At 64.1% G+C, this 19,737-nt stretch carries 21 protein-coding genes, 1 other RNA gene and 1 riboswitch; of the genes, 12 read left to right on the forward strand and 10 right to left on the reverse strand.

The genetic code is table 11. The annotated features are described in order from the left end of the window. Positions 1–11 precede the first annotated feature (11 nt). Genes BG83_RS0101240 through lptF form a run of 3 tightly spaced genes read right to left on the reverse strand, consistent with a single transcriptional unit; the run spans position 12 to position 2,694 of the window. Positions 12–383: a sirohydrochlorin chelatase gene (locus tag BG83_RS0101240; RefSeq protein WP_024975010.1), complete on the reverse strand. Its 372-nt coding sequence runs from the start codon at positions 381–383 to the stop codon at positions 12–14. After that, positions 383–1,576, reverse strand: coding sequence for an LPS export ABC transporter permease LptG (gene lptG, locus BG83_RS0101245; RefSeq protein ID WP_024975011.1), 1,194 nt, complete (start codon positions 1,574–1,576; stop codon positions 383–385). The genes BG83_RS0101240 and lptG overlap by 1 nt, the downstream gene beginning before the upstream one ends. Further along, on the reverse strand, positions 1,576–2,694 hold the full coding sequence (lptF, locus tag BG83_RS0101250) for an LPS export ABC transporter permease LptF (protein ID WP_024975012.1): 1,119 nt from the start codon (positions 2,692–2,694) through the stop codon (positions 1,576–1,578). Before lptF ends, lptG begins: the two co-directional genes overlap by 1 nt. Positions 2,695–2,808: 114 nt before the next feature. On the opposite strand from lptF, the gene BG83_RS0101255 reads away from it, so the two are divergent. Genes BG83_RS0101255 through BG83_RS0101265 form a run of 3 tightly spaced genes read left to right on the forward strand, consistent with a single transcriptional unit; the run spans position 2,809 to position 5,189 of the window. Beyond that, positions 2,809–4,317, forward strand: a complete 1,509-nt coding sequence (locus tag BG83_RS0101255) for a leucyl aminopeptidase (RefSeq protein ID WP_024975013.1) — start codon at positions 2,809–2,811, stop codon at positions 4,315–4,317. Between the two features lie 21 nt (positions 4,318–4,338). Continuing rightward, complete coding sequence (locus tag BG83_RS0101260; RefSeq protein ID WP_024975014.1) at positions 4,339–4,767, forward strand: DNA polymerase III subunit chi; 429 nt, start codon at positions 4,339–4,341, stop codon at positions 4,765–4,767. Then, positions 4,764–5,189 carry a hypothetical protein gene (locus BG83_RS0101265; RefSeq protein WP_024975015.1) on the forward strand — a complete coding sequence of 142 codons (426 nt, stop codon included), beginning with the start codon at positions 4,764–4,766 and terminating at the stop codon, positions 5,187–5,189. Before BG83_RS0101260 ends, BG83_RS0101265 begins: the two co-directional genes overlap by 4 nt. A gap of 54 nt (positions 5,190–5,243) precedes the next feature. Here BG83_RS0101265 and ilvD read toward each other — a convergent pair whose 3' ends face one another. Beyond that, complete coding sequence (gene ilvD, locus BG83_RS0101270; RefSeq protein ID WP_024975016.1) at positions 5,244–6,917, reverse strand: dihydroxy-acid dehydratase; 1,674 nt, start codon at positions 6,915–6,917, stop codon at positions 5,244–5,246. Positions 6,918–7,045: 128 nt separating this feature from the next. On the opposite strand from ilvD, the gene BG83_RS0101275 reads away from it, so the two are divergent. Continuing rightward, on the forward strand, positions 7,046–7,990 hold the full coding sequence (locus BG83_RS0101275; protein WP_024975017.1) for a LysR substrate-binding domain-containing protein: 945 nt from the start codon (positions 7,046–7,048) through the stop codon (positions 7,988–7,990). 14 nt (positions 7,991–8,004) lie between these two features. Continuing rightward, positions 8,005–8,907 (forward strand): prolipoprotein diacylglyceryl transferase, encoded by a 903-nt coding sequence (lgt, locus tag BG83_RS0101280; protein WP_024975018.1) that lies wholly within the window; start codon positions 8,005–8,007, stop codon positions 8,905–8,907. 66 nt (positions 8,908–8,973) lie between these two features. Here lgt and BG83_RS0101285 read toward each other — a convergent pair whose 3' ends face one another. The 5 genes from BG83_RS0101285 to BG83_RS0101300 form a co-directional block, all read right to left on the reverse strand. Then, positions 8,974–9,675 (reverse strand): SIMPL domain-containing protein, encoded by a 702-nt coding sequence (locus tag BG83_RS0101285; protein ID WP_024975019.1) that lies wholly within the window; start codon positions 9,673–9,675, stop codon positions 8,974–8,976. Between the two features lie 94 nt (positions 9,676–9,769). Continuing rightward, entirely contained in the window at positions 9,770–10,240 is a 471-nt protein-coding gene (locus BG83_RS0101290) for an EVE domain-containing protein (RefSeq protein WP_024975020.1), read from the reverse strand. A gap of 155 nt (positions 10,241–10,395) precedes the next feature. Next, positions 10,396–10,615, reverse strand: a non-coding RNA gene (gene ssrS / locus BG83_RS28480) — 6S RNA. Between the two features lie 215 nt (positions 10,616–10,830). Then, a complete protein-coding gene (locus tag BG83_RS0101295; RefSeq protein ID WP_024975021.1) occupies positions 10,831–11,148 on the reverse strand; it encodes a cell division protein ZapA in 318 nt (105 codons plus the stop codon). Between the two features lie 2 nt (positions 11,149–11,150). Further along, positions 11,151–11,471: a hypothetical protein gene (locus BG83_RS0101300; RefSeq protein WP_024975022.1), complete on the reverse strand. Its 321-nt coding sequence runs from the start codon at positions 11,469–11,471 to the stop codon at positions 11,151–11,153. Positions 11,472–11,638: 167 nt separating this feature from the next. Continuing rightward, positions 11,639–11,890: riboswitch (cobalamin riboswitch) on the forward strand. A gap of 124 nt (positions 11,891–12,014) precedes the next feature. On the opposite strand from BG83_RS0101300, the gene BG83_RS0101305 reads away from it, so the two are divergent. Genes BG83_RS0101305 through cobC form a run of 7 tightly spaced genes read left to right on the forward strand, consistent with a single transcriptional unit; the run spans position 12,015 to position 18,766 of the window. Further along, positions 12,015–13,910, forward strand: a complete 1,896-nt coding sequence (locus BG83_RS0101305) for a TonB-dependent receptor domain-containing protein (RefSeq protein ID WP_037031482.1) — start codon at positions 12,015–12,017, stop codon at positions 13,908–13,910. After that, a complete protein-coding gene (locus BG83_RS0101310; protein WP_024975024.1) occupies positions 13,907–14,926 on the forward strand; it encodes a FecCD family ABC transporter permease in 1,020 nt (339 codons plus the stop codon). The genes BG83_RS0101305 and BG83_RS0101310 overlap by 4 nt, the downstream gene beginning before the upstream one ends. Then, complete coding sequence (locus BG83_RS0101315; protein ID WP_024975025.1) at positions 14,923–15,762, forward strand: ABC transporter ATP-binding protein; 840 nt, start codon at positions 14,923–14,925, stop codon at positions 15,760–15,762. Before BG83_RS0101310 ends, BG83_RS0101315 begins: the two co-directional genes overlap by 4 nt. Continuing rightward, complete coding sequence (gene cobO, locus BG83_RS0101320) at positions 15,752–16,372, forward strand: cob(I)yrinic acid a,c-diamide adenosyltransferase (protein WP_024975026.1); 621 nt, start codon at positions 15,752–15,754, stop codon at positions 16,370–16,372. The genes BG83_RS0101315 and cobO overlap by 11 nt, the downstream gene beginning before the upstream one ends. Further along, positions 16,372–17,430 (forward strand): nicotinate-nucleotide--dimethylbenzimidazole phosphoribosyltransferase, encoded by a 1,059-nt coding sequence (gene cobT / locus BG83_RS27540; protein WP_037031483.1) that lies wholly within the window; start codon positions 16,372–16,374, stop codon positions 17,428–17,430. The genes cobO and cobT overlap by 1 nt, the downstream gene beginning before the upstream one ends. A gap of 2 nt (positions 17,431–17,432) precedes the next feature. Beyond that, on the forward strand, positions 17,433–18,203 hold the full coding sequence (locus tag BG83_RS0101330; RefSeq protein ID WP_024975027.1) for an adenosylcobinamide-GDP ribazoletransferase: 771 nt from the start codon (positions 17,433–17,435) through the stop codon (positions 18,201–18,203). After that, the gene (gene cobC, locus BG83_RS0101335) at positions 18,188–18,766 is read left to right on the forward strand and encodes an alpha-ribazole phosphatase (protein ID WP_024975028.1); all 579 of its coding nucleotides are present in this window, start codon (positions 18,188–18,190) and stop codon (positions 18,764–18,766) included. Before BG83_RS0101330 ends, cobC begins: the two co-directional genes overlap by 16 nt. Before the next feature lie 13 nt (positions 18,767–18,779). Here cobC and BG83_RS0101340 read toward each other — a convergent pair whose 3' ends face one another. Next, positions 18,780–19,736 (reverse strand): cobalamin-binding protein, encoded by a 957-nt coding sequence (locus tag BG83_RS0101340; protein ID WP_024975029.1) that lies wholly within the window; start codon positions 19,734–19,736, stop codon positions 18,780–18,782. Between the last annotated feature and the right edge of the window lies 1 nt (position 19,737).

Consider the following 19,737-nt stretch of genomic DNA (forward strand, 5'->3'; position numbering starts at 1 on the left):
CGACGTCTGGCTTAGCCGAGTTGGCGGACGCAGTAACCCGCGATGGCGTCGAGCACGGCGTCGTCTTCGCCAACGGCATCGGCGCAACGGATGGAGAGGGAGGGATGAGCCTGCGCGCATTGCGCGACCAGTGCAGGCAGATCGCGCCGCAAGTGGCCGCCCTGGCCAAAGAACACCGGCACGATGGTGACACTCCGCGTGCCATTTGCGGCCAGATCATCGATGGTGCCCGGCAGATCGGGCGCCATCAGTTCGAGAAAGGCTAGGCGCGTGTCGACGTCGGGCTGCTGCGTAGCCAAACACGCGCGCAGGCGGTCGAACGGTTCACGCCAGCGGGCATCGCGCGCGCCGTGTGCAAAGAGGACAAGCGCCCGGTCAGCCATCAGTGGCGCTCCACCCAGCGCAGGCTGACCAGCGCCAGTGCCAGATACAGCGCGCCCGGCACGATGGCCGTAAAGATGGCCGGCCACGTATTCAGCAGGCCGACGTGCGAGAAGAGGTTGTTCACCAGTTGGAATGACAACCCCAGCATGATGCCGCCGAACACCTTCAGGCCGACTGCCCCGGCACGTGCATGCAGATACGCAAAAGGCAGGGCCAGCGCCATCATCACCAGCACAGTGAACGGATAGACCACCTTCTTCCACAGCGCGATCTCGTAGCGCTGCGTGTCCTGCTTGTTGTCGCGCAGGTGGCGGATGTACTGGAAGAGGTCCAGCGTAGCCATGCGGTCGGGGGTGACCATCAGCACCGACAGAATCTGCGGCGTGAGCTCAGAGCGCATCTCCTGCTGCGGCAGTTTGATCTGCTCGCCGCGGAAGTCGGGCGCCAGCGCATCGGGTGCGCCGGGCACCGCCTGCACGGTGTCCTGCGGGGCCACTGTGCCGGGCTTGCGCGGGAACTCAATGAAGCGCGTTTCCGTCACGCCGTTCAGTTGCCAGTTCTGGTGGCCCTGGTAGCGCGCCTGCTCCGCCACGCGGATCGAACTCAGGCGGTAGTCCGAATCGAATTCATAGATGCGCAGGCCTTTGATGGATTGGTCCGGCTGCAGCGCGCCGACGTTGACAAAGCGGGTGACTTCGCCACCCGTGCCGTCGGGCTTGGCGGGGCCGCGATCCTTGACCCACACGCCCGAGCGGAAGCCGGCCGACACCGTCGCGCCCAGCGCTTCCAGCCGTACCTTCTGTGCGTACTCTTCCGCTTTCGGCCCGATGAATTCACCGAAGATGTACGTGACAAGCGCCAGCGGCAGCGCAATCTTGAACAACGACATCAGCGCACGCCGCGTATCAAGCCCTGCCACGCGAAAAATCGTGAACTCCGACTGGCTCGCCATCTGCGAGAACACATAGATGGCGCTGATGAGCGCCGCCACCGGAATCACTTCGTACACACGCGTCGGCGCCTGCAGCATCACGTGGAAGAACGCGACGAGCGTGGTATAGCGTCCGACCACCGAGCCCAGTTCGCCCAGCATGTCGAAGAAGATAAACAGTGCCAGCACCGCAAACAGGATGAAGACGAACACGCCGTAGATCTGACGCGCGAAGTACTTCTCATAGACCGGCATCTTCATCACGCACCCGCCTTCTTGGGTGCGAAGCCGAGCAGGGCGGAAATCCCCTTCAGGCCGGCCGCGCTGTAGTGGCGGAAGCGGAACAGCAGCACCGCGCAGATGAAGGCAGCGAGGTGGATCGGCCACCAAGCCATGAACACGTTCATCTTGCCCTGCGAGACCCACGCCTGCGACAGGTTCAGCAGGTTCGAATACGTCAGGTAGATCAACACCGCAAAGATCATCGGTGTGTAGCGGCCCAGGCGCGGGTTGACGTAGGCCAGCGGAATCGCAATCAGCACGAAGTTCAACGCCAGCAGCGGCAGGCCGATCCGCCAGACCAGTTCACCGAGGTTCTCGGGCGTCGGGTTGGCGAGCAGATCCTTCGTGGAGCGGCTCTTGGTTGGCAGGCTGGCATCTGCTTGCGGCGGCTTGTTGGCGACTTTCACGCCGTATTTGTCGAATTCGACGATGCGGTAGTCGAGCTTGCCGGGCGTGCCTTCATAGCGGCGGCCCTTGTCGAGTACGACAAAGCGGTCGCCGTTGGGCATGGTCTTGAATTCGCCGGTCTTGGCCATCGCCACGCCGATCTTGTCCTGCTCGGCATTGGCGACGAACAGGTTACGGGCGTGCTTCATGCCGTTATCGACGCCCTCGATAAAGAGGACGTAGCTGCCGTGCGCGGGCTCGATGAAGCGGCCGGCTGAGATCATCGACAGCACATCGCGCTGCTCGAAGCGATCTCGGAACAGCGCACTCTGCTGATTGGCCCACGGCCAGCCGAACAGCGCCAGCAGCGCCACCAGCACGATGAACGGCAGCGAGAAACGCAGCACGGGGCGGATGAAATCCGTCAGGCTGATGCCCGAGGTGAACCACACCACCATCTCGGAATCCTTGTACCAGCGCGTCAGCACCAGCAATACCGAGATGAAGAGCGTGGCGCACAGGAGAATCGCCAGGTAGCCTAGCGTTGCCAGGCCGATGAGGAGCAGGACGTCGTTCGGGTTCGCTTCGCCGTTGGCGGCCATGCCGAGAATGCGGATCACCAGGGTGGTCAGCATGAACGTCAGCAGCACGAGGAAGACGGCGCCGGCGGTGAATGACAGCTCGCGTCGCAGGGCTTGTTCAAAAATCATGCGGATGCGGGATGGGAGGGCGAGGTCATAGCCGGTGTGCGTTCCACCGGAGCCCCTGCGCAAAATGGCGGATAATGTGGGCTTTCGTTGACTCGCCTCATAGAGAGAAGCGCGATGGAATTTAGCACAAAAGCCCTGGATTGGGCCAAAGCGGGCGCCCTGGCCGCCAAGAGCGATTGCCTCGTGATCGGTCTGTTCGAGTCGCAGACCCTGGCTGGCGCCGCAAAGGCGCTGGACGTGGCCACCAAGGGCTTGGTTGCCCGCCTCGTCAAGCTGGGCGACTTTGAAGGCAAGCGCGGCACGTCGCTGCTGTTGCACGAAGTGGCCGGCGTGGGGGCTGCCCGCGTGCTGCTGGTCGGTCTGGGCAAGGAAGCCGACTTCACCGATCGCGCCTACGCCGAAGCCGTGCGCACCGCACTGCGCGCGCTGGCCAGCACCAAGGCCACCAGCGTGACGTGGGCGCTCACCGAGCACACCGCGCGCGACAAAGACACCGCCTGGGCGGTCTTGACCGCCGTCACGCTCATCCGCGAAGCCAGCTACCGCTTCATCGAGCGCCATCCGGAGCTCAAGAGCAAGCGCGACAAGAACGGTACGAGCCTGCGCAAGGTCGTCCTGACCGTATCTGCAGCCGATGCCAAGGCTGCCAGCGTGGCCGCAGCGCGCGGCACCGCCATCGCCAACGGCATGGACCTCACGCGTGATCTGGGCAACCTGCCGTCCAACATCTGCACGCCGACGTACCTGGCCAACACCGCACGCCAGATCGCCAAGGATTTCAAGCTCAAGGTGGAAGTGCTTGGCCGCAAGCAGATCGAAGCCTTGAAGATGGGCGCCTTCCTGGCCGTGACGAAGGGCAGCGTCGAGCCGCCGGCATTCATCGTGCTGCGCTACGAGGGCGGCCCCGCCAAGCAGGCCCCGGTGGTGCTGGTCGGCAAGGGCATCACGTTTGATACGGGTGGCATCTCGCTCAAGCCGGGCGAGGGCATGGACGAGATGAAGTACGACATGTGCGGCGCCGCTTCGGTGCTGGGCACGCTGCGTGCTGTGGCCGAAATGGGACTCAAGCAGAACGTCATCGCCGTGGTGCCGACCTGCGAGAACATGCCCAGTGGCGTTGCCACCAAGCCGGGCGACGTTGTGACCAGCATGTCGGGCCAGACCATCGAGATCCTGAATACCGACGCCGAAGGCCGCCTGATCCTGTGCGATGCGCTCACCTACGTGGAGCGCTTCAAGCCGGCGGTGGTGATCGACGTGGCAACGCTCACGGGCGCCTGCATCATCGCGCTCGGCCACATCAACACCGGCATGTACGCCCGCAGCGACGCGCTGGCGGGTGCGCTGGTGGCGGCCGGCAAGCAATCGCTCGATACAGCGTGGCGCATGCCGCTGGATGAGGAATACCAGGAGCAGCTCAAGTCCAACTTTGCCGACATGGGCAACATCGGCGGCCGTCCGGCCGGCAGCGTGACGGCTGCCTGTTTCCTGGCGCGCTTTACCGAAAAGTACGACTGGGCCCACCTGGACATCGCCGGCACCGCTTGGAAGAGCGGCGCGGCCAAGGGCGCCACGGGCCGCCCGGTGCCGCTGCTGACGCGCTTCCTGATGGACCGCGGTTGATTGGCAGAGGTAAAGCACCGTATGACTCGCGTCGACTTTCACAGCAACGTGCCCGGCAAGCTGGCTTATGCCTGCCGGCTCGTGCGCAAGGCCTACGGCGCGGGCCAGAAAGTGATCGTGGTCGGAGATCAGGCTGCGCTGCAAGCGTTCGACACGCAGTTGTGGACGTTCAGCCAGCTCGATTTCCTGCCGCACTGCGGCCTGAGGCATCCGCTGGCCGCGCAGACGCCCATCCTGTTGGCCGATGCATCCGAGCCGCTGGACGACGCACCGCATCACGACATTCTGGTCAATCTGTCGCCTGAACCGCCGGCGCTGTTCGCGCGCTTTAGCCGGTTGATCGAGATCGTTGGCGATGACGACGCCGATCGCGCCGCTGCGCGCGATCGCTTCCGGTTCTACCGCGATCGCGGCTATCCGATCCAACATCATGACGTGGGGCGCGCATGACCGACGGACGCTATCCCGGGTCCCACGCGGACAACAACATCCCTGTTCTGACGGAAATTGTCGAATTGGAGGATGTGGCGCCTACGGCCGCGCCTGCCGCGCCGCTGCCCGCCACGACTGAAGCCGGCAACGTGGACATCCCGCCCGCCCTGCGCGAGCAAGGACTTGCAGCCACTTCGGCCATGCCTCCCGAAGGGACCGATGCCGCCCGCGTGATGGGCGACGTGATGTGGCGTTTCCAGTCCGAGTGGCCGGCGTTGATCGAAGCGCAGTGTCGCGCAGCCATGGAATCACGCCTGTCACTGTTGAGCGAACAGCTCGCCGCTGACCTGACCCGCACGCTGGAGGCCCGCCTGATGGATTGGCTGGGCGCGGCGTTGGACGATGCGCTCGCCGCGCAGCAGAAGCCCCCGCAGCGCTGATCGCACAAAGAAAAACCCGCCGTCTGGCGGGTTTTTTGTTGGTGCTGCTCGAACTCAGTCCGTTACCGCGCCCTTGCTGGCCGTTGCTGCCAGTTTTGCAAACTTTGCCAGCACGCCACGCGTATAGCGCGGCGCTGGCTGCTTCCACGCGGCGCGGCGGCGGGCAAGCTCATCGTCTGGCACGTTCAACTGCAACAGGCGCTGATGCGCGTCGATGGTGATTGAATCGCCTTCGTGCACCAAGCCGATCGTGCCGCCCACGTACGCTTCCGGCGCGACGTGGCCGACCACCATGCCCCACGTGCCGCCCGAGAAGCGTCCGTCGGTGACAAAGCCGACCGACTCGCCCAGGCCCTTGCCGATGATGGCTGAGGTCGGGGCCAGCATCTCCGGCATGCCGGGGCCGCCCTTCGGCCCCAGATAGCGCAGCACGAGGATGTCGCCGGCCTTGATCTGGTCGCTCAGGATCGCGCTCATCGCGCTTTGCTCGTCGTCGAACACGCGCGCCGGGCCGGTGATGACAGGATTCTTCAGGCCGGTGATCTTCGCCACGGCGCCTTCTTCGGCCAGGTTGCCTTTCAGGATGGCGAGGTGGCCTTCCTTGTAGAGAGCTTTGTCGATCGGCAGGATCACGTTCTGATCGGCGCGCGGTTGGTCGGGAACGTGCGCGAGTTCTTCAGCCAGCGTTTTGCCCGTGATGGTGATGCAATCCCCGTGCAGCAGGCCGGCGTTGAGTAGCAGCTTCATCACCTGCGGAATGCCGCCTGCCTCGTGCAGGTCGGTCGCCACGTATTGGCCCGACGGCTTGAGGTTGCAGATGACGGGCACGCGCTGGCGCACCCGCTCGAAGTCATCGATCGTCCATTCCACCTCCGCCGCGTGGGCGATGGCCAGGTAGTGCAGCACGGCGTTGGTGGAGCCGCCGGTGGCCATGATCACGGCTACGGCGTTTTCGATGGATTTGCGCGTGATGATGTCGCGCGGCTTCAGGTCGCGGCGCACGGCTTCGACCAGCACGCGCGCAGATTCGGCTGCGCTGTCGACCTTCTCCTGATCGGGATTGGCCATCGTCGACGAATACAGCAGCGACATGCCGAGCGCTTCAAACGATGAACTCATCGTGTTGGCCGTGTACATGCCGCCGCACGACCCGCTCGACGGGCAGGCGTTTTTCTCGATGCCCTCGAAGTCTTCCTCGCTCATGCGGCCGGCGGTAAATTCGCCCACGGCCTCGAACGATGAGACGATGGTCAAATCCTTGCCCTTCCAGTGGCCCGGCTTGATGGTGCCGCCGTACACATAAATGCCTGGCACATTCGTGCGCGCCAGGGCGATCATGCCGCCTGGCATGTTCTTGTCGCAGCCGCCGATAACGACGACACCATCCATCCATTGGCCGTTGACGCAGGTCTCGATGCAGTCGGCAATCACCTCGCGCGAGATCAGCGAGAACTTCATGCCTTCCGTGCCCATCGACATGCCGTCGGAAATGGTCGGCGTGCCAAAGATTTGCGGATTCGCGTTGGCATCCTTTACTGCAGCCACGGCGGCATCGGCCAGCTTCTGCAGGCCCGAGTTGCACGGCGTGATGGTCGAATGGCCGTTGGCCACGCCGATCATCGGATTGTTGAAGTCGTCTTTCGTGTAGCCCAATGCGTAGTACATCGAGCGGTTGGGCGAGCGTGCCACACCTTGGGTGATGTGCTGCGAACGCTTGTTGTCTGGCATGGTGGTCTCCGTGGGGGCGGCACTATCGTTGTAGTCAACAGCTTGGCGCCCAGCATGCACTTGGAGAAATGGCGCGTCAAATATATTATTGATTGATTATTGATTCGAAAAATATATCAATCGCCGATATGGATCTGCGCCAGCTTCGCTACTTTGTGACCGTTGCCGAGGAATTGCATTTCGGGCGCGCCGCCGAGCGTCTTTCGATGACGCAGCCGCCGCTGTCGCAGCAGATTCGCGCGCTGGAAGACGAACTCGGGGTCACGCTGTTTCATCGCACGCAGCGCTCCGTGGCGTTGACGGCCGTCGGTGCGCGCTGGCTGGTCGAGGTGCGGCGTGTGCTTGCCGAGGCGAATGCGCTGCCCGGTCTGGCGCAGCGGCTGGCGCGCGGGGAGGTTGGCTCGCTGTCGCTGTCCTTCGTCAGCACCGCCGATTACGGCATCCTGCCCGCCTTGCTGCGGCACTTTCGCGACGCGCGGCCCGAGGTGCAGCTTCTGCTGCGCGAGGCCACCAGCGATGTGCAGATCGAAGCGCTCCTGGCCGGCGATGTGGACGCGGGTGTCGTGATCGCGCATCACGCGGGCTCGGTGCCCGGCGAGCTGGAATACCGCCCGCTGGTGCGCGAGCGCCTTGTGCTGGCGGTGCCCGCATCGCGCGCAGCGCAATGGGGCGTGGTGCCGGGCCAGCCCATTGCCTTGGCGGATGCGGCGGCCGAATCGCTCATCATCTTCCCGCGCAGGTCCGCGCCTGCGCTGTATGACATCATTACCGGCTATCATGCCGCGCACGGCGGTCGGCCAGGAGAATCTGGGGCCGCGATGCGCATTGGCCAGGAAGCCATCCAGATGCAGACCATCGTCAGCCTGGTCTCCGCTGAGATGGGGATTGCGCTGGTCCCGGCATCGCTATGCAACCTGCAGCGGACCGGCGTGGTCTATCTCGAACTTGCCGCGCCAAGCCCGTTCATCGAGACCGGGCTCGTGTGGCGGCGAGATGCGGCTTCGCCGGTGCTGCCGTGGTTCGTGGCCAGTGCCGAAGCCGTTGCCAAGCTGCAAGAAAACAACCAAACCTGAAACCCACAGGATTCATGCTCATCCATCCGCAATTCGACCCCGTCGCCCTGCATCTGGGGCCGCTCGCCATCCGCTGGTACGGCCTGATGTATCTGGCGGCGTTCATCATGTTCCTGTGGTTCGGCCGCCTGCGCACGCGCCAGCCACACATCGCCGCCGAAGGCTGGACCGGCCGCGACCTCGACGACATGCTCTTCTACGGCGTGCTGGGCGTGATTCTGGGCGGGCGCCTGGGCTACGTGCTGTTCTACAAGCCCGACTGGTATTTCGCCCACCCGCTCGACATCTTCAAGGTTTGGGAAGGCGGCATGGCCTTCCACGGCGGCTTCCTCGGTGTGGTCGTCGCGATGATGCTGTATGCGCGGATGCGCGGCCGCTCGTGGATGCAGGTGACCGACTTCATCGCGCCGATGGTGCCGTGCGGCCTCGCAGCGGGGCGCCTTGGCAATTTCATCAACGGCGAGCTGTGGGGCCGTGTGTCGTCGCCCAATCTGCCTTGGGCGATGATGTTCCCGCAGGCGCAGGGCGAAGACCGGGAGTGGCTGCTCTCGCACGCGCAAGAGGCCGTCACCAGCGGCGTGCAAGCTCTGTTCGATCAGTACCACATGCTGCCGCGCCACCCCTCGCAGATCTACCAGTTCCTCGGCGAGGGCGTGCTGTTCTTCATCCTGCTGTGGCTGTACGCGCGCAAACCGCGACCGATGGGCGCGGTGTCTGGCGCATTCCTGCTCGGCTACGGCGTGTTCCGCTTCATTGCGGAGTTTGCCCGCGAGCCGGATAACTTCCTCGGCCTGCTGGCGGCGAACCTGTCGATGGGGCAGTGGCTGTCGTTGCCGATGATCCTGATCGGCATCGCTATGCTGGTCTGGTCGTATCGTCGTGCAGGCAACGGCGAAAAAAGCCAGGCGCACGCCTGACGCTGCTACCGCACAAAGAAAAAGCCACCGAACTTCGGTGGCTTTTTTCATGGAGCGGCTCGCTGCTTATTTCAGCATCTGCACGGCACCGGAAACGGTCACCGTCACCTGGGCCTTGCCGCCCTCGATGGGCACCGGCGCCGAATCGTACGACGCCGGAGCCGCTGCCATGCGCATCATCGGACGCGGGCCCGGGTTGTTGCTGCCCTCGCTCACATGCACGTCGCGGATCGTGTAGCTCGTGTAGCCGAACAGCTTGGTGGTCGTCAGTGCTTTGTCGCGGAACGAATTCACGGCCTGATCGATCAGTTTGGCTTCCGCCGCCGAGCGTGCCTCGCGCGAGAGCGTGAAGTTCACGTTCTGCACCTGCATCTGGTTGGCCAGTTGGCCCGCCAGCTTGGACGCCGCAGCAAAGTCCTTCGATGTGATGCGCACTTCCGCACGGCCACGCCAGACGCTGATCTTGCCGTTGCGATCGGTGTTCGGATAGATGTTGAAGCCACCTGTCTCTGCCTGTACGCCGGACGTGCGTTTTGCCTGGTTGATCACCTCATCGGCCTTTCGCGACAGGGCCGTGGAGATCGCGCCCGGGTCCGCGCCTTCCTGCTCGGCGCCCAGTGTGAGCGTGACGGTGTCGGTCGGCACTTCGGCTACGGCCTGCGCATCCAGCGACAGCACGCCCGAATGATTCGTTTCAGGAGCAGCTTGTGCGAAAGCAGTCGTCATGATTGCAGTCCCCAAAATGGTTGCGGCCAGGACAGATTTCATTGTGTTCTCCCAAAAAAGCAATGTGATCCGTCTGACTGGCTGTTACGCGCATCGTTCATCACGTTTGTAACAATTCCCCGCCGATGCCAACCATTCACTCAGGATCGCGCATCAATTTGGTGGTGATGTAACGCCACTGCGCAGGTGTGACGGGCGTGATCGACAGGCGGTTGCCGCGTTGCAGCACCGTCATGTCGGCGAGCTGTTCCTGCGCACGCAACGTCGGCAGATCGATCAGCGCGCATTTGCGCACGAATTTCACGTCGACGAGCATCCAGCGCGGCGCTTCGGGCTTCGATGCGGGGTCGTGGTAATGGCTCTTGGCGTCGAACTGCGTGGGATCGGGATAGCTGGTCGAGCAGACTTCCGCCAGCCCCGCGATGCCGGGTTGCGGACAAGACGAGTGGTAGAACAGCACGCCGTCGCCGATGCGCATGCGGTCGCGCATGAAGTTGCGTGCCTGATAGTTGCGAACGCCGGTCCAGGGCAGCGTGCCTTCGGCGTGCAGCGTATCGATGCTGGCCTCGTCGGGCTCGGACTTCATCAACCAGTACTGGGTGGCCATCGTGTGGGGCGCGCGGGCGACGTGCGGGGAGGTGACGGTGTGCGCAGCATAGCAACACGGCCGCGGCCTCGCCATTAGCGGTGCGGTAATGGCGGGTGTATCGAGGATAGGCAAAGAAAAAGGCGGTAGCGCACATGTGCGCTACCGCCTTTTTTTGGGTCCCCACCTTGGCCGCTAGACCCGCATCCTGAACCCAAGTGAGGTTCAGAGTGGCAGCGGAAGCCGCATTTTGGGTACATCACCGGCGCAGGGAGCCCACGACTTGCGTCGCACGCTATGCACTGGAAGACGCGCTCGCCCACACGGCATATCCCGCACCAAGCAATGCTTATCGGTTCAAGGAATTAATGGCCATGGCGAACCAGGCAGGGAAACTGTCAGACGCATCATCACGCTGTGTTTCGAGCGCATGGCGATGCGTCTGAAAGATTCATCGCAGGCAACCGTTTTTCTCTACTCTATAGCCGCTAAAGCCTTATGCTGCAAGGGTTTGCGGGAGATTCCGGAAGCCATTGGGAGACACTATACACCCGTTCGCATCCGAACCCAAGCCCGGATGCGATCCGGTTACAAACACGTTTTGTACTGAGTCAAATGACTTCGCCGTACTGGCGCAGCGCCTCGTCAGTGCGGGCGTTCAGGTCGGCCAGTTTGGCGCGAATCGAGTCGATCGGCAGGGCGGAATCGGACGCGGCCTGGCGTTGCATCGACAGCAAATCCGACGCGATGCTAATGGCGGCCATCACGGCAACGCGCTCGATGCCCTTGGTGTTCGAGCCGTTCTTGATGCGCGTCATCTGACTGTCGACCATGGCTGCGGCTTCACGCAGGGCCGCTTCGTTATCGACCGAGACGGCAAACTTGTAGGGCTGCCCGGCGATGTTCACTTCAATTTGCTTGCTGCTCATGCTTAGGTCTCCGGATGCGGGGCGGGGGCGGCCGTTGTTTCATCGGCGCCTGCGGCCTGGCCGAGGAGGTCAAGCTGGCGCGCGTCGGTAGCCGTGGGCAGCTTGTCGAGAATCGATTGGATGCGCAGTTGCGCTTCTTCGATCTTGGCATTGAGCACGCTGCGATCGGCGACCATCGCGTCGCGCTCGGTCTTGGAGGCATCGGCTTCCGCCTGAAGCCGCTCGACTTCGGCGCGCAGGCGCTGGTTCTCGGCGGCTAGCGCATCGGCGTGACGCAGCACGCGCGCGATCTTGCCGGCAAGTTGTTCGAGTTCGTTCAGCATTGGGTGTCAATCAGAATCGAGTGGGGGGATTTTAGCCGATCATGCGCGTCGCGCCTGTCCTCCATACGGATGCGCGAGTTGCGGCGGCATGAGGCGACGCAGCGGGCACAAAGGGCGAAGGGTGTGTTTTTACCGCGACTTGGGCGGGTTTAGCGTGCCTTTTCCGTTAAACTTCGCGGCGTCCTGGTGCCCGCAGCACCATCTGCAGTTAAACGGGAAGCAGGGAGCGCGCGCCCCAAGCGATGCGCCAACCTGCGCTGCCCCCGCAACGGTAAGCGAACGTCGCGTGTGCCTGCCATCTCGCCAAGAAGAAGATGGGTACCGCGCGGTCTGTCCATACGCCACTGTTCCTCTGGGAATGGGAAGGCGGGCAGGCCGCTTCGCCAGCCCGGATACCGGCCAGGACGGTGGATCTCAGAGCCGATGTGAAGCCCCGGAGGGAACCGCATCGAGATCCTGCTGCCAGTGACCTGCGGGGGAACGGGTCCGGCTGACGCTTCTTGTCTTTTCAACATGAGCTTGACTACAAAGCGGCCACTCCGAATGCCCCGGACGGCCATGCGCGCGCTTGCCAGCGCACTAACGGGGGTCATGGCAGGTGCAGTCGTGCCGGCCTGGGCACAAAGCAATGCACCGGCAGCCAGCACGCCAGTGGGTGAACTGAATCCGACGGTGGTGACGGCCTCGCGCAGCGAGCAGCCCCTGTCGGATGCATTGCCGCACACGACGGTCATCAGCCGCGCCGATATCGAGCGCTCGCAGGCGCCGGACGCGGTGACGCTGCTGCGCCGCGAGGCCGGCATCGAAATCGCGCAGAACGGCGGGCCTGGCACCAACGCCAGCCTTTTCATGCGCGGTGCCGGTTCCAATCAGACGCTGGTTCTCATTGATGGTGTGCGGGTGAGTTCCGCCACGCTGGGGGCCACGCAGATCGATCAACTGATGGCCGACCAGATCGATCATATCGAGGTCGTTCGCGGCAACGTGTCGGCGCTATATGGTTCCGACGCGATTGGCGGCGTGGTGCAGATCTTCACGCGCAGTGGCAAGGGACATGCCCCATTGGCCAATGCAGAGATTGAGTACGGCGCACGCAACACCAAGCGCGCGCAGGCGGGTATCAACGGCTCGCTGGGCGAGCGCGGGGATACGTCGTTCGCTGTGTCAGTGTCGGAGTTCAAGACCGACGGGTTCTCTGCAATCAACCCACTGCAAGCCAAGAATGCCAACCCGAACGACAACCCTTATACGAACAAGAGCGTGTCGGCGCAGTTGTCGCATCGCCTTTCCGCGGATTGGCAGGCAGGGCTGACGTACTTTCAGACCTGGGGCGACGCCAGTTACGACAGCGGTTTTGGCAGCTCGACCGATATCAACATTGCGCATAACCAGGTGCGGTCGATGTCGGCCTACCTGGATGGCAAGGTCACGCAGGATTGGAAGACGCGCCTGACGCTCTCGCAAGGCGACGACAAGAACGTCAACTTCAAGAATGCCGTGCAGAACGGTCGCTTCAACACGCGCACCCAGCAGGCGAGCTGGCAGAACGATTGGGCGTTCATGCCCGAGCAGTTGCTCAAGGTGGGCTTGGAGCACGCGCAAACTACTATCGACAGCGATGCGTATGACGCGCCCACCCGCCGTGTCGATTCGGCTTACTTGGGCTACGAGGGCACGTTTGGCCCGCACCAGCTGCAGTTGAACCTGCGCCGTGATCGCTACTCGGATTTCGGTAGCGCCAACAGCTATTACGCGGGTTACGGCTTTGCATTCAACCCGCAGTGGAAGGCTGTGGCGAGCGTAAGCAACGCCTTTCGTGCGCCGACGTTCAACGATCTGTACTACCCCAACTACGGCAACCCGAATGCGCAGCCTGAGAAAGCGCGGTCGGTGGAAGGGGGAGTGGAATACAGCGGCGCGATCGGCCTGGTGCGCATGACGGTGTTCGAGACGGACTACAGCAACCTCATCACCTCGCAGTGCGATGCGGCGTTCAACTGCATCGCCGCCAACGTGAACCGCGCGCGTGTGAATGGGCTGGAAACCTCGTACCGCGGTGCGATCTATGGCGTGGATGTGCGTGCCAGCTTTACCATGCAGAACCCGCAGGACTTGTCGGCCACACCGAACCAGGTGCTGCCGCGCCGCGCACGGCACTTCGGTAGCGTGTATTTGGGCAAGACCTTTGGACCATTCTCTGCAGGTGCGGAATGGAACGCGAGCGGCGAGCGGCACGATTCGTCGTTCTCGTCCAACGTAATGGGCGGCTATGGCATGGTGAATCTGATGGGGCGTTATCAAATCACGCCGGATTGGGCATTGTCGGCGCGCTTGGAGAATCTGTTCAACAAAAGCTACCAGACAGCGTATAGCTACAACACACCTTCGCGTGGAGTGTTCTTCACGCTGTCGTGGCAACAGCACGAACCGAAGCGATGACAACACCTGCACTGCGCGCACGCGGTTTTGCCTGGCGACTGTGGTCGCTGCTGGCGCTTGCGTGCGTGGCGGTGCTGGTAGCGTCATTGATGCTCGGCAGTGTGAAACTGTCGCCCGCTGAAGTCTGGCGGGCCCTCTTCTTTGGCAATAGCGGTGGCGATGGCCTGGCTGCAGGCATCGTCACCGAGTTACGCTTGCCGCGTGCGGGCGCTGCATTTGCTGCCGGCGGGCTATTGGCCTTTGCCGGAGCGCTCATGCAGATGCTGCTGCGCAATCCGCTGGCCGATCCGTATGTGCTGGGCGTGTCCGGCGGCGGGGCAGTGGCGGCACTTACGGCGATGTTGTTTTCGCTGCCTTGGTGGGCAGTGCAGACAAGTGCTGGAGCCGGAGCCTTGCTGTCGATGGCGCTGGTGGCGGCGTTGGCGCGTCAGCACTTATGGCGCGGCGAGCCCGGCGAGGCCAATGCCCGCTTGCTGCTCGGTGGCGTGGTGATGGCTTCCGGCTGGGTCGGCCTGATCACGCTTATCTTGACGGTGGCGCCCGAGAATAAGCTGCGCGGCATGATTTTCTGGATGGTCGGCGACCTCGGTGGCGCCGATCGTTATGCTGGTGCATTGGTGGCGCTTGTGGTGGCGGTGGCCGTGGTGTTGCCGCATGCGCGCGACCTGAACGTGCTGCTGACCGGTGAAACTCGCGCCCGCGCGCTGGGTGTGCCGGTGGCGCGTGTGCGCGCGTTGATCTACGTGGTGGCGTCGCTGTGTACGGCAGTGGCGGTTACGATTGCAGGCTCGGTGGCCTTTGTCGGCCTGCTGGTGCCGCACATGGTGCGCCTGGCGTGGACCCGCGACGTGCGCATCCATTTGCCCGCTACGGCGATGGCCGGCGGGGGCCTTCTGATGCTGGCCGACCTGATCGCCCGAACGCTGATCGCCCCAACGCAGCTGCCCGTGGGCGTGATCACCACCCTGCTGGGGGTTCCGACGTTTCTTTACCTGCTGATGCGGAGCGCGCGATGAGTTGGTGGCGCCGCCCACGTCCTGCACCGGATGCATTCGCGCACTTGGACGCGGCGCCGGAACTCGCGCTGCACGATCTGCGGGTGACCATCGATGGGCGCGTGTTAATCGAGCGGTTGTCGATGACGGCGACCGCGGGCCAGCTCTGGTGCGTGGTCGGGCCGAACGGCGCGGGCAAGTCGACATGGCTTTCCGTACTGGCGGGCTTGCGCTCGCCAGACGGCGGCAGCGTCACGCTCGATGGCGTCCCGCTTGCCGATTGGCCGGCGCTGGCGATGGCGCGTCGTCGCGCGTTTCTGCCGCAGACCTTGCATGACACCTTCCCCATCACCGTTTACGACGCCGTGATGACCGGCCGCCACCCGCATCTCGCGCGCTGGGAGTGGGAGGGCGACGCCGATGCCAGCGCCGTGGATGCAGCGGTGTCTGCGCTGCAGTTGCAGTCGCTGGCACAACGCGATGTGCGCACGCTTTCCGGCGGTGAACGTCAGCGCGTGGCGATGGCTGCCGTGGTGGCACAGGAGGCGCGCGTGCTGCTGCTCGATGAGCCCGTCGCGCACCTTGACCTGCATCAGCAGGTTGCCGTGCTTCGCCTGCTGCGCGAAGGCTGCCGCAAACACGGCTGGCTGGTCGTTCTGACCGTGCATGACTTGAACCTCGCACGCCGCTTTGCTACGCACGCGCTGCTGATGGACGGCGCGGGGCACACCACCTCGGGCATCGCGGCCGATGTGCTCACCGCCGAGCACTGTGCGCGCGTGCTGCGCACTCCTATTGCCGAGGTGGCCGACTGCTGCCATACGGCCTTGATTCCCGGTGACTCCGATGACGACTGAAGACAACGATGACGCGCTGAACGAACGCCACCGCTCGCGCATGCAGCGCAAGAAGGCCGTAGTGGATACCAAGATCGCCGCCGCCACCGACGTGCGCGGCGTGCTGCTCGTCAACACCGGTAACGGCAAAGGCAAATCCAGCTCCGGCTTTGGCATGGTGATCCGCGCCATGGGCCACGACATGCAGGTCGGTGTGGTGCAGTTCATCAAGGGAGCGATCCCGACGGGCGAGGAGCGTTTCCTGCGCCGTTTTCCCGAGCAATGCAGCTTCCACGTGATGGGCGAGGGCTACACGTGGGAGACGCAGGACCGCACGCGCGACATTGAAAAGGCGCAAGCCGCATGGGCCTGCGCGCGCGAACTCTTGAACGATCCGACCATCGGCCTGGTGCTGCTGGATGAACTGAACATCGCGCTCAAACACAACTACCTTGACGTGCAGACCGTGCTGGCCGATTTGCGCGCGCGGCCGCCGGCGCAGCACGTGGTGATTACCGGGCGCGGTGCTCCGCCCGAATTGATCGACGCCGCGGATACCGTCACCGACATGACGCTCGTCAAGCATGCGTTTTCCCAAGGCATCCAGGCGCAGCCGGGAGTCGAACTGTAATGAACCAAGCCATGCATATTCCACCATTTGATGATGCGTTGCGCGCGCGCCTGCAGGCCGCCGTCGACAGCAAGACCAAGCCGCTCGGCGCACTGGGCCGGCTTGAATCGCTGGCCGTGCAGATCGGCCTGATCCAGAACACCGATACACCGCAGCTGACGCGCCCCGCAATGGTGGTGTTTGCCGCAGACCACGGCATCGCCCACGCTGGCGTGAGCGCATACCCTCAAGCGGTGACCGCGCAGATGGTGCTCAACTTCATCGCGGGTGGTGCGGCTGTCAATGTGTTCTGCCGTCAGCATGGGTTTGCATTGGAGGTGGTTAACGCCGGTGTTGCCACACCGTTGTGGACGGCGGATACGCCGGGCCTGGTCGATGCTCCTGTCGGCCCCGGCACGCGCAACTTCGCTGACGAGGGTGCTGCGCAAGCCGCCATGACCGCCGACGAGCGCGACCGCGCCATGGCCCTCGGCGCGCAGCGCGTGGCACACCATGCGGCGCTCGGCACCAACGTGATCGCACTGGGCGAAATGGGCATCGCCAACACGGCGTCTGCCGCATGCCTGATGGCGCGGTTATGCGATTTGCCGGTCGCGCAATGCGTTGGCCGCGGCACCGGGCTCGACGATGACGGCCTTGCCCACAAGCGTGCCGTGCTGGAGGCGGCGATGGCCAAGCATGCTGACGTCCGTGAGCCGCTGGACGTGCTTGCGTGCTTCGGCGGTTTTGAGGTCGCGGCGATGGTGGGTGCGGTGCTTGAAGCGGCGCAGCGGCGCATGGTCGTCCTCGTCGATGGGTTCATCGCCACGGCCGCCGTTCTGGTGGCGGCACAGGTGGCGCCCGACGTACTGGGCTATTGCGTGTTCGGGCATGTGTCGGACGAGCGCGGGCATCGTGCGCTGCTGGAGGTGCTCGATGCGCGGCCGCTGCTGTCGCTGTCATTGCGGTTGGGGGAGGGCAGTGGCGCGGTGCTGGCGTATCCGGTGGTCGTGTCAGCGGTGGCGTTCCTGCGCGAGATGGCGACCTTCGCCAGCGCAGGCGTGAGCGAGCGCGCATAGCCATGAACGCCTTGCGTGAACATTGGCAAGCGCTGTGGACAGCGGTCGGGTATTTCACCCGCATCCCTGTGCCGGTGTCGGTTGGGTTCTCGCAAGCAGGGTTGAATCGCGCGGCGCGCTACTTTCCGCTGATCGGCTGGCTGGTGGGCGCCGTAGCAGCATCGGTGTATTGGCTTGCGTCGCGCACGGCGCCCGCGTCAGGTGTGGCGGTGGCTGTGTCGATGGTGGCTACGTTGTTGCTGACCGGAGCGTTTCATGAAGACGGTCTCGCCGATTGCGCAGACGGCTTTGGCGGCGGCTACACGCCGGAAGATCGGCTGCGCATCATGCACGATTCGCGCATCGGTGCGTTCGGGGCGATTGCCGTGTGCATGGCGTTGCTGCTGAAGTGGCAATTGCTGAGCGCGATGGCGCCGCATGGCCTCGCCATCCTCGTTGCAATGGTGAGCGCGCATGCTGCAAGCCGCGCGGCGGCCGTCAGCTACCTGCTCACCCACGACTACGTGCGCGCTGAAGGCAAGGCCAAGCCAGTTGCGCAACGCATGCGATGGAGCGATGCCTTGTGGGCCGGCGTGTTCGGCATCGCGCCTCTGCTGTGGTTCGGGCCGATGTGCACGGCGCTCGTTGTCGTCGGGTTGATCGTTGCGCGCTGGCTGCTAGGTCGATATTTCGTGCGCCGCATCGGCGGCATCACGGGGGATTGTCTGGGGATGGCGCAGCAGATGTTCGAGGTGCTGATTCTGTGGGGGCTGCTGGCATGGATGTCATCCTGATCCGCCACGCGCGGCCAGCCATGACGGCGGGTCTCTGCTATGGCCGTACCGATCTGGAGCTGGCTTCGCCGATGGACCCCGAGCCTTCGGCCATCGTCGAGAAACTCGGCGCGCACACTCCACATCGCCTGTTGGCGAGTCCGTTGCAACGCAGCCGCCTGACGGCCGAAGCCCTAGCGCAAGCGGCTCAACTTCCCACGATCGAAATCGATGCGCAATTGATGGAACTCGATTTTGGCGCCTGGGAAGGCTGCCAGTGGGATGACATCCCGCGCGCGGAAATTGACCAGTGGGCGCGCGATCTCGTGCACGGCAATCCGCATGGCGGGGAATCGGCGGCAGATTTGCTGGCGCGCGTGACGACCTGGGCCGAGGCAACAAGCGAAACGCCCGCGCCTTGCGTGTGGGCGGTGACGCATGCCGGCTGCATGCGTGCGCTGGCGGCGCATTGGTTGCAACGGCCGTTGGCCGAGACGCTGCAATGGCCGCTGCAATGGGGGGCGGTCTGCGGCTTTCGCGTGCAGCCCGGCGCGTTACCGGTGCTGCTGTTCTGGAACCGTTGACCGGCGACGCGGTTCAGCGACTTAACCCGTTGGTGGTTTGTGAACCGAGGCGCCGCATGCGGGCTTGTTCCAAGTCTTCGCACAACAGCGTTGCCGCTTCCACCAGGCGTGGTCCGAACCGGTTGATCAGGTCGCCGTTGATGGTGAAGAGGTTGCCGCGCTGCACGGCCAGCAATTGCGGCCAGCGCTTCCACGCGTCGAGCGTATCGATGGGGCGGCTGCCTTGTGTGGCGCCCATGCTCGCGGTCAGCAACACTTCGGGGTTCGCTGCGATGACGGCTTCCGGCGAAACGGTCGGCACCAGCAAGGGCTCGCTGGCAAACACATTGCGGCCGCCGCACAACGTCAGCATGTCAGAGAAGATGTGCTGGCCGTTGAGCGTCATCAGCGGCTGTTCCCATACCTGGTAGAACACCGAAACCGGCGGTCGGCTAGCGTAGCGCTGGCGCAGCGTATCGGCGCGTTGGCGGAACTGCTGGGCCGCGTCGTGCGCGCTGGCACGGGTGTCGAGCAGCGTACCGAGTGCCTCGATCGAGCGCGGAATATCGCTCATGCGATGCGGCTCGGAGAAGAACAACGGAATGCCCAGCGCACGCAGCCGGTCGATCTGCTTCTGCGCGTTGCCGTGACGCCAGACCACCACCAGATCGGGCTTGAGGGCGGCAATGCGCTCCAGATCGAGCGAGCGGTTATCGCCCACGTGAGGAATGTCGCGCGCGGGTGGCGGGTAGTCGCTGTAAGCCACGGTGCCGACGATGCGTGCGCCGCCGCCGGCCGCGAACAGCAGCTCGGTCGCATGCGGCGCGAGACTGACGATGCGTTGCGCGGGGCGCTGCAGCGTAACGGTGGCACCGCTATCGTCTGTGACGGAAATGGCGGCAAGTGCCGGTGTGGCAGCGATCGTGAGCGCAATGGCGGAGAGGCCGCACGCACACAGGCGACGGGCGAGACGAGATAGACGAACGGGCATC

The organism is Ralstonia pickettii (assembly GCF_000607165.1).
Taxonomy (GTDB): Bacteria; Pseudomonadota; Gammaproteobacteria; order Burkholderiales; family Burkholderiaceae; genus Ralstonia; species Ralstonia holmesii.

Coding starts and splice junctions, on each gene's coding strand:
- BG83_RS0101255 (WP_024975013.1), top strand. CDS start 2,809: ATGGAATTTAGCACAAAAGCCCTGGATTGGGCCAAAGCGGGCGCCCTG.
- cobO (WP_024975026.1), top strand. CDS start 15,752: ATGACGACTGAAGACAACGATGACGCGCTGAACGAACGCCACCGCTCG.
- ilvD (WP_024975016.1), bottom strand. CDS start 6,917: ATGCCAGACAACAAGCGTTCGCAGCACATCACCCAAGGTGTGGCACGC.
- BG83_RS0101260 (WP_024975014.1), top strand. CDS start 4,339: ATGACTCGCGTCGACTTTCACAGCAACGTGCCCGGCAAGCTGGCTTAT.
- lptG (WP_024975011.1), bottom strand. CDS start 1,576: ATGAAGATGCCGGTCTATGAGAAGTACTTCGCGCGTCAGATCTACGGC.
- lptF (WP_024975012.1), bottom strand. CDS start 2,694: ATGATTTTTGAACAAGCCCTGCGACGCGAGCTGTCATTCACCGCCGGC.
- BG83_RS0101290 (WP_024975020.1), bottom strand. CDS start 10,240: ATGGCCACCCAGTACTGGTTGATGAAGTCCGAGCCCGACGAGGCCAGC.
- BG83_RS0101240 (WP_024975010.1), bottom strand. CDS start 383: ATGGCTGACCGGGCGCTTGTCCTCTTTGCACACGGCGCGCGCGATGCC.
- BG83_RS0101315 (WP_024975025.1), top strand. CDS start 14,923: ATGAGTTGGTGGCGCCGCCCACGTCCTGCACCGGATGCATTCGCGCAC.
- BG83_RS0101310 (WP_024975024.1), top strand. CDS start 13,907: ATGACAACACCTGCACTGCGCGCACGCGGTTTTGCCTGGCGACTGTGG.
- BG83_RS0101265 (WP_024975015.1), top strand. CDS start 4,764: ATGACCGACGGACGCTATCCCGGGTCCCACGCGGACAACAACATCCCT.
- BG83_RS0101340 (WP_024975029.1), bottom strand. CDS start 19,736: ATGCCCGTTCGTCTATCTCGTCTCGCCCGTCGCCTGTGTGCGTGCGGC.
- BG83_RS0101295 (WP_024975021.1), bottom strand. CDS start 11,148: ATGAGCAGCAAGCAAATTGAAGTGAACATCGCCGGGCAGCCCTACAAG.
- BG83_RS0101285 (WP_024975019.1), bottom strand. CDS start 9,675: ATGAAATCTGTCCTGGCCGCAACCATTTTGGGGACTGCAATCATGACG.
- BG83_RS0101330 (WP_024975027.1), top strand. CDS start 17,433: ATGAACGCCTTGCGTGAACATTGGCAAGCGCTGTGGACAGCGGTCGGG.
- cobC (WP_024975028.1), top strand. CDS start 18,188: ATGGATGTCATCCTGATCCGCCACGCGCGGCCAGCCATGACGGCGGGT.
- BG83_RS0101300 (WP_024975022.1), bottom strand. CDS start 11,471: ATGCTGAACGAACTCGAACAACTTGCCGGCAAGATCGCGCGCGTGCTG.
- BG83_RS0101305 (WP_037031482.1), top strand. CDS start 12,015: ATGCCCCGGACGGCCATGCGCGCGCTTGCCAGCGCACTAACGGGGGTC.
- cobT (WP_037031483.1), top strand. CDS start 16,372: ATGAACCAAGCCATGCATATTCCACCATTTGATGATGCGTTGCGCGCG.
- BG83_RS0101275 (WP_024975017.1), top strand. CDS start 7,046: ATGGATCTGCGCCAGCTTCGCTACTTTGTGACCGTTGCCGAGGAATTG.
- lgt (WP_024975018.1), top strand. CDS start 8,005: ATGCTCATCCATCCGCAATTCGACCCCGTCGCCCTGCATCTGGGGCCG.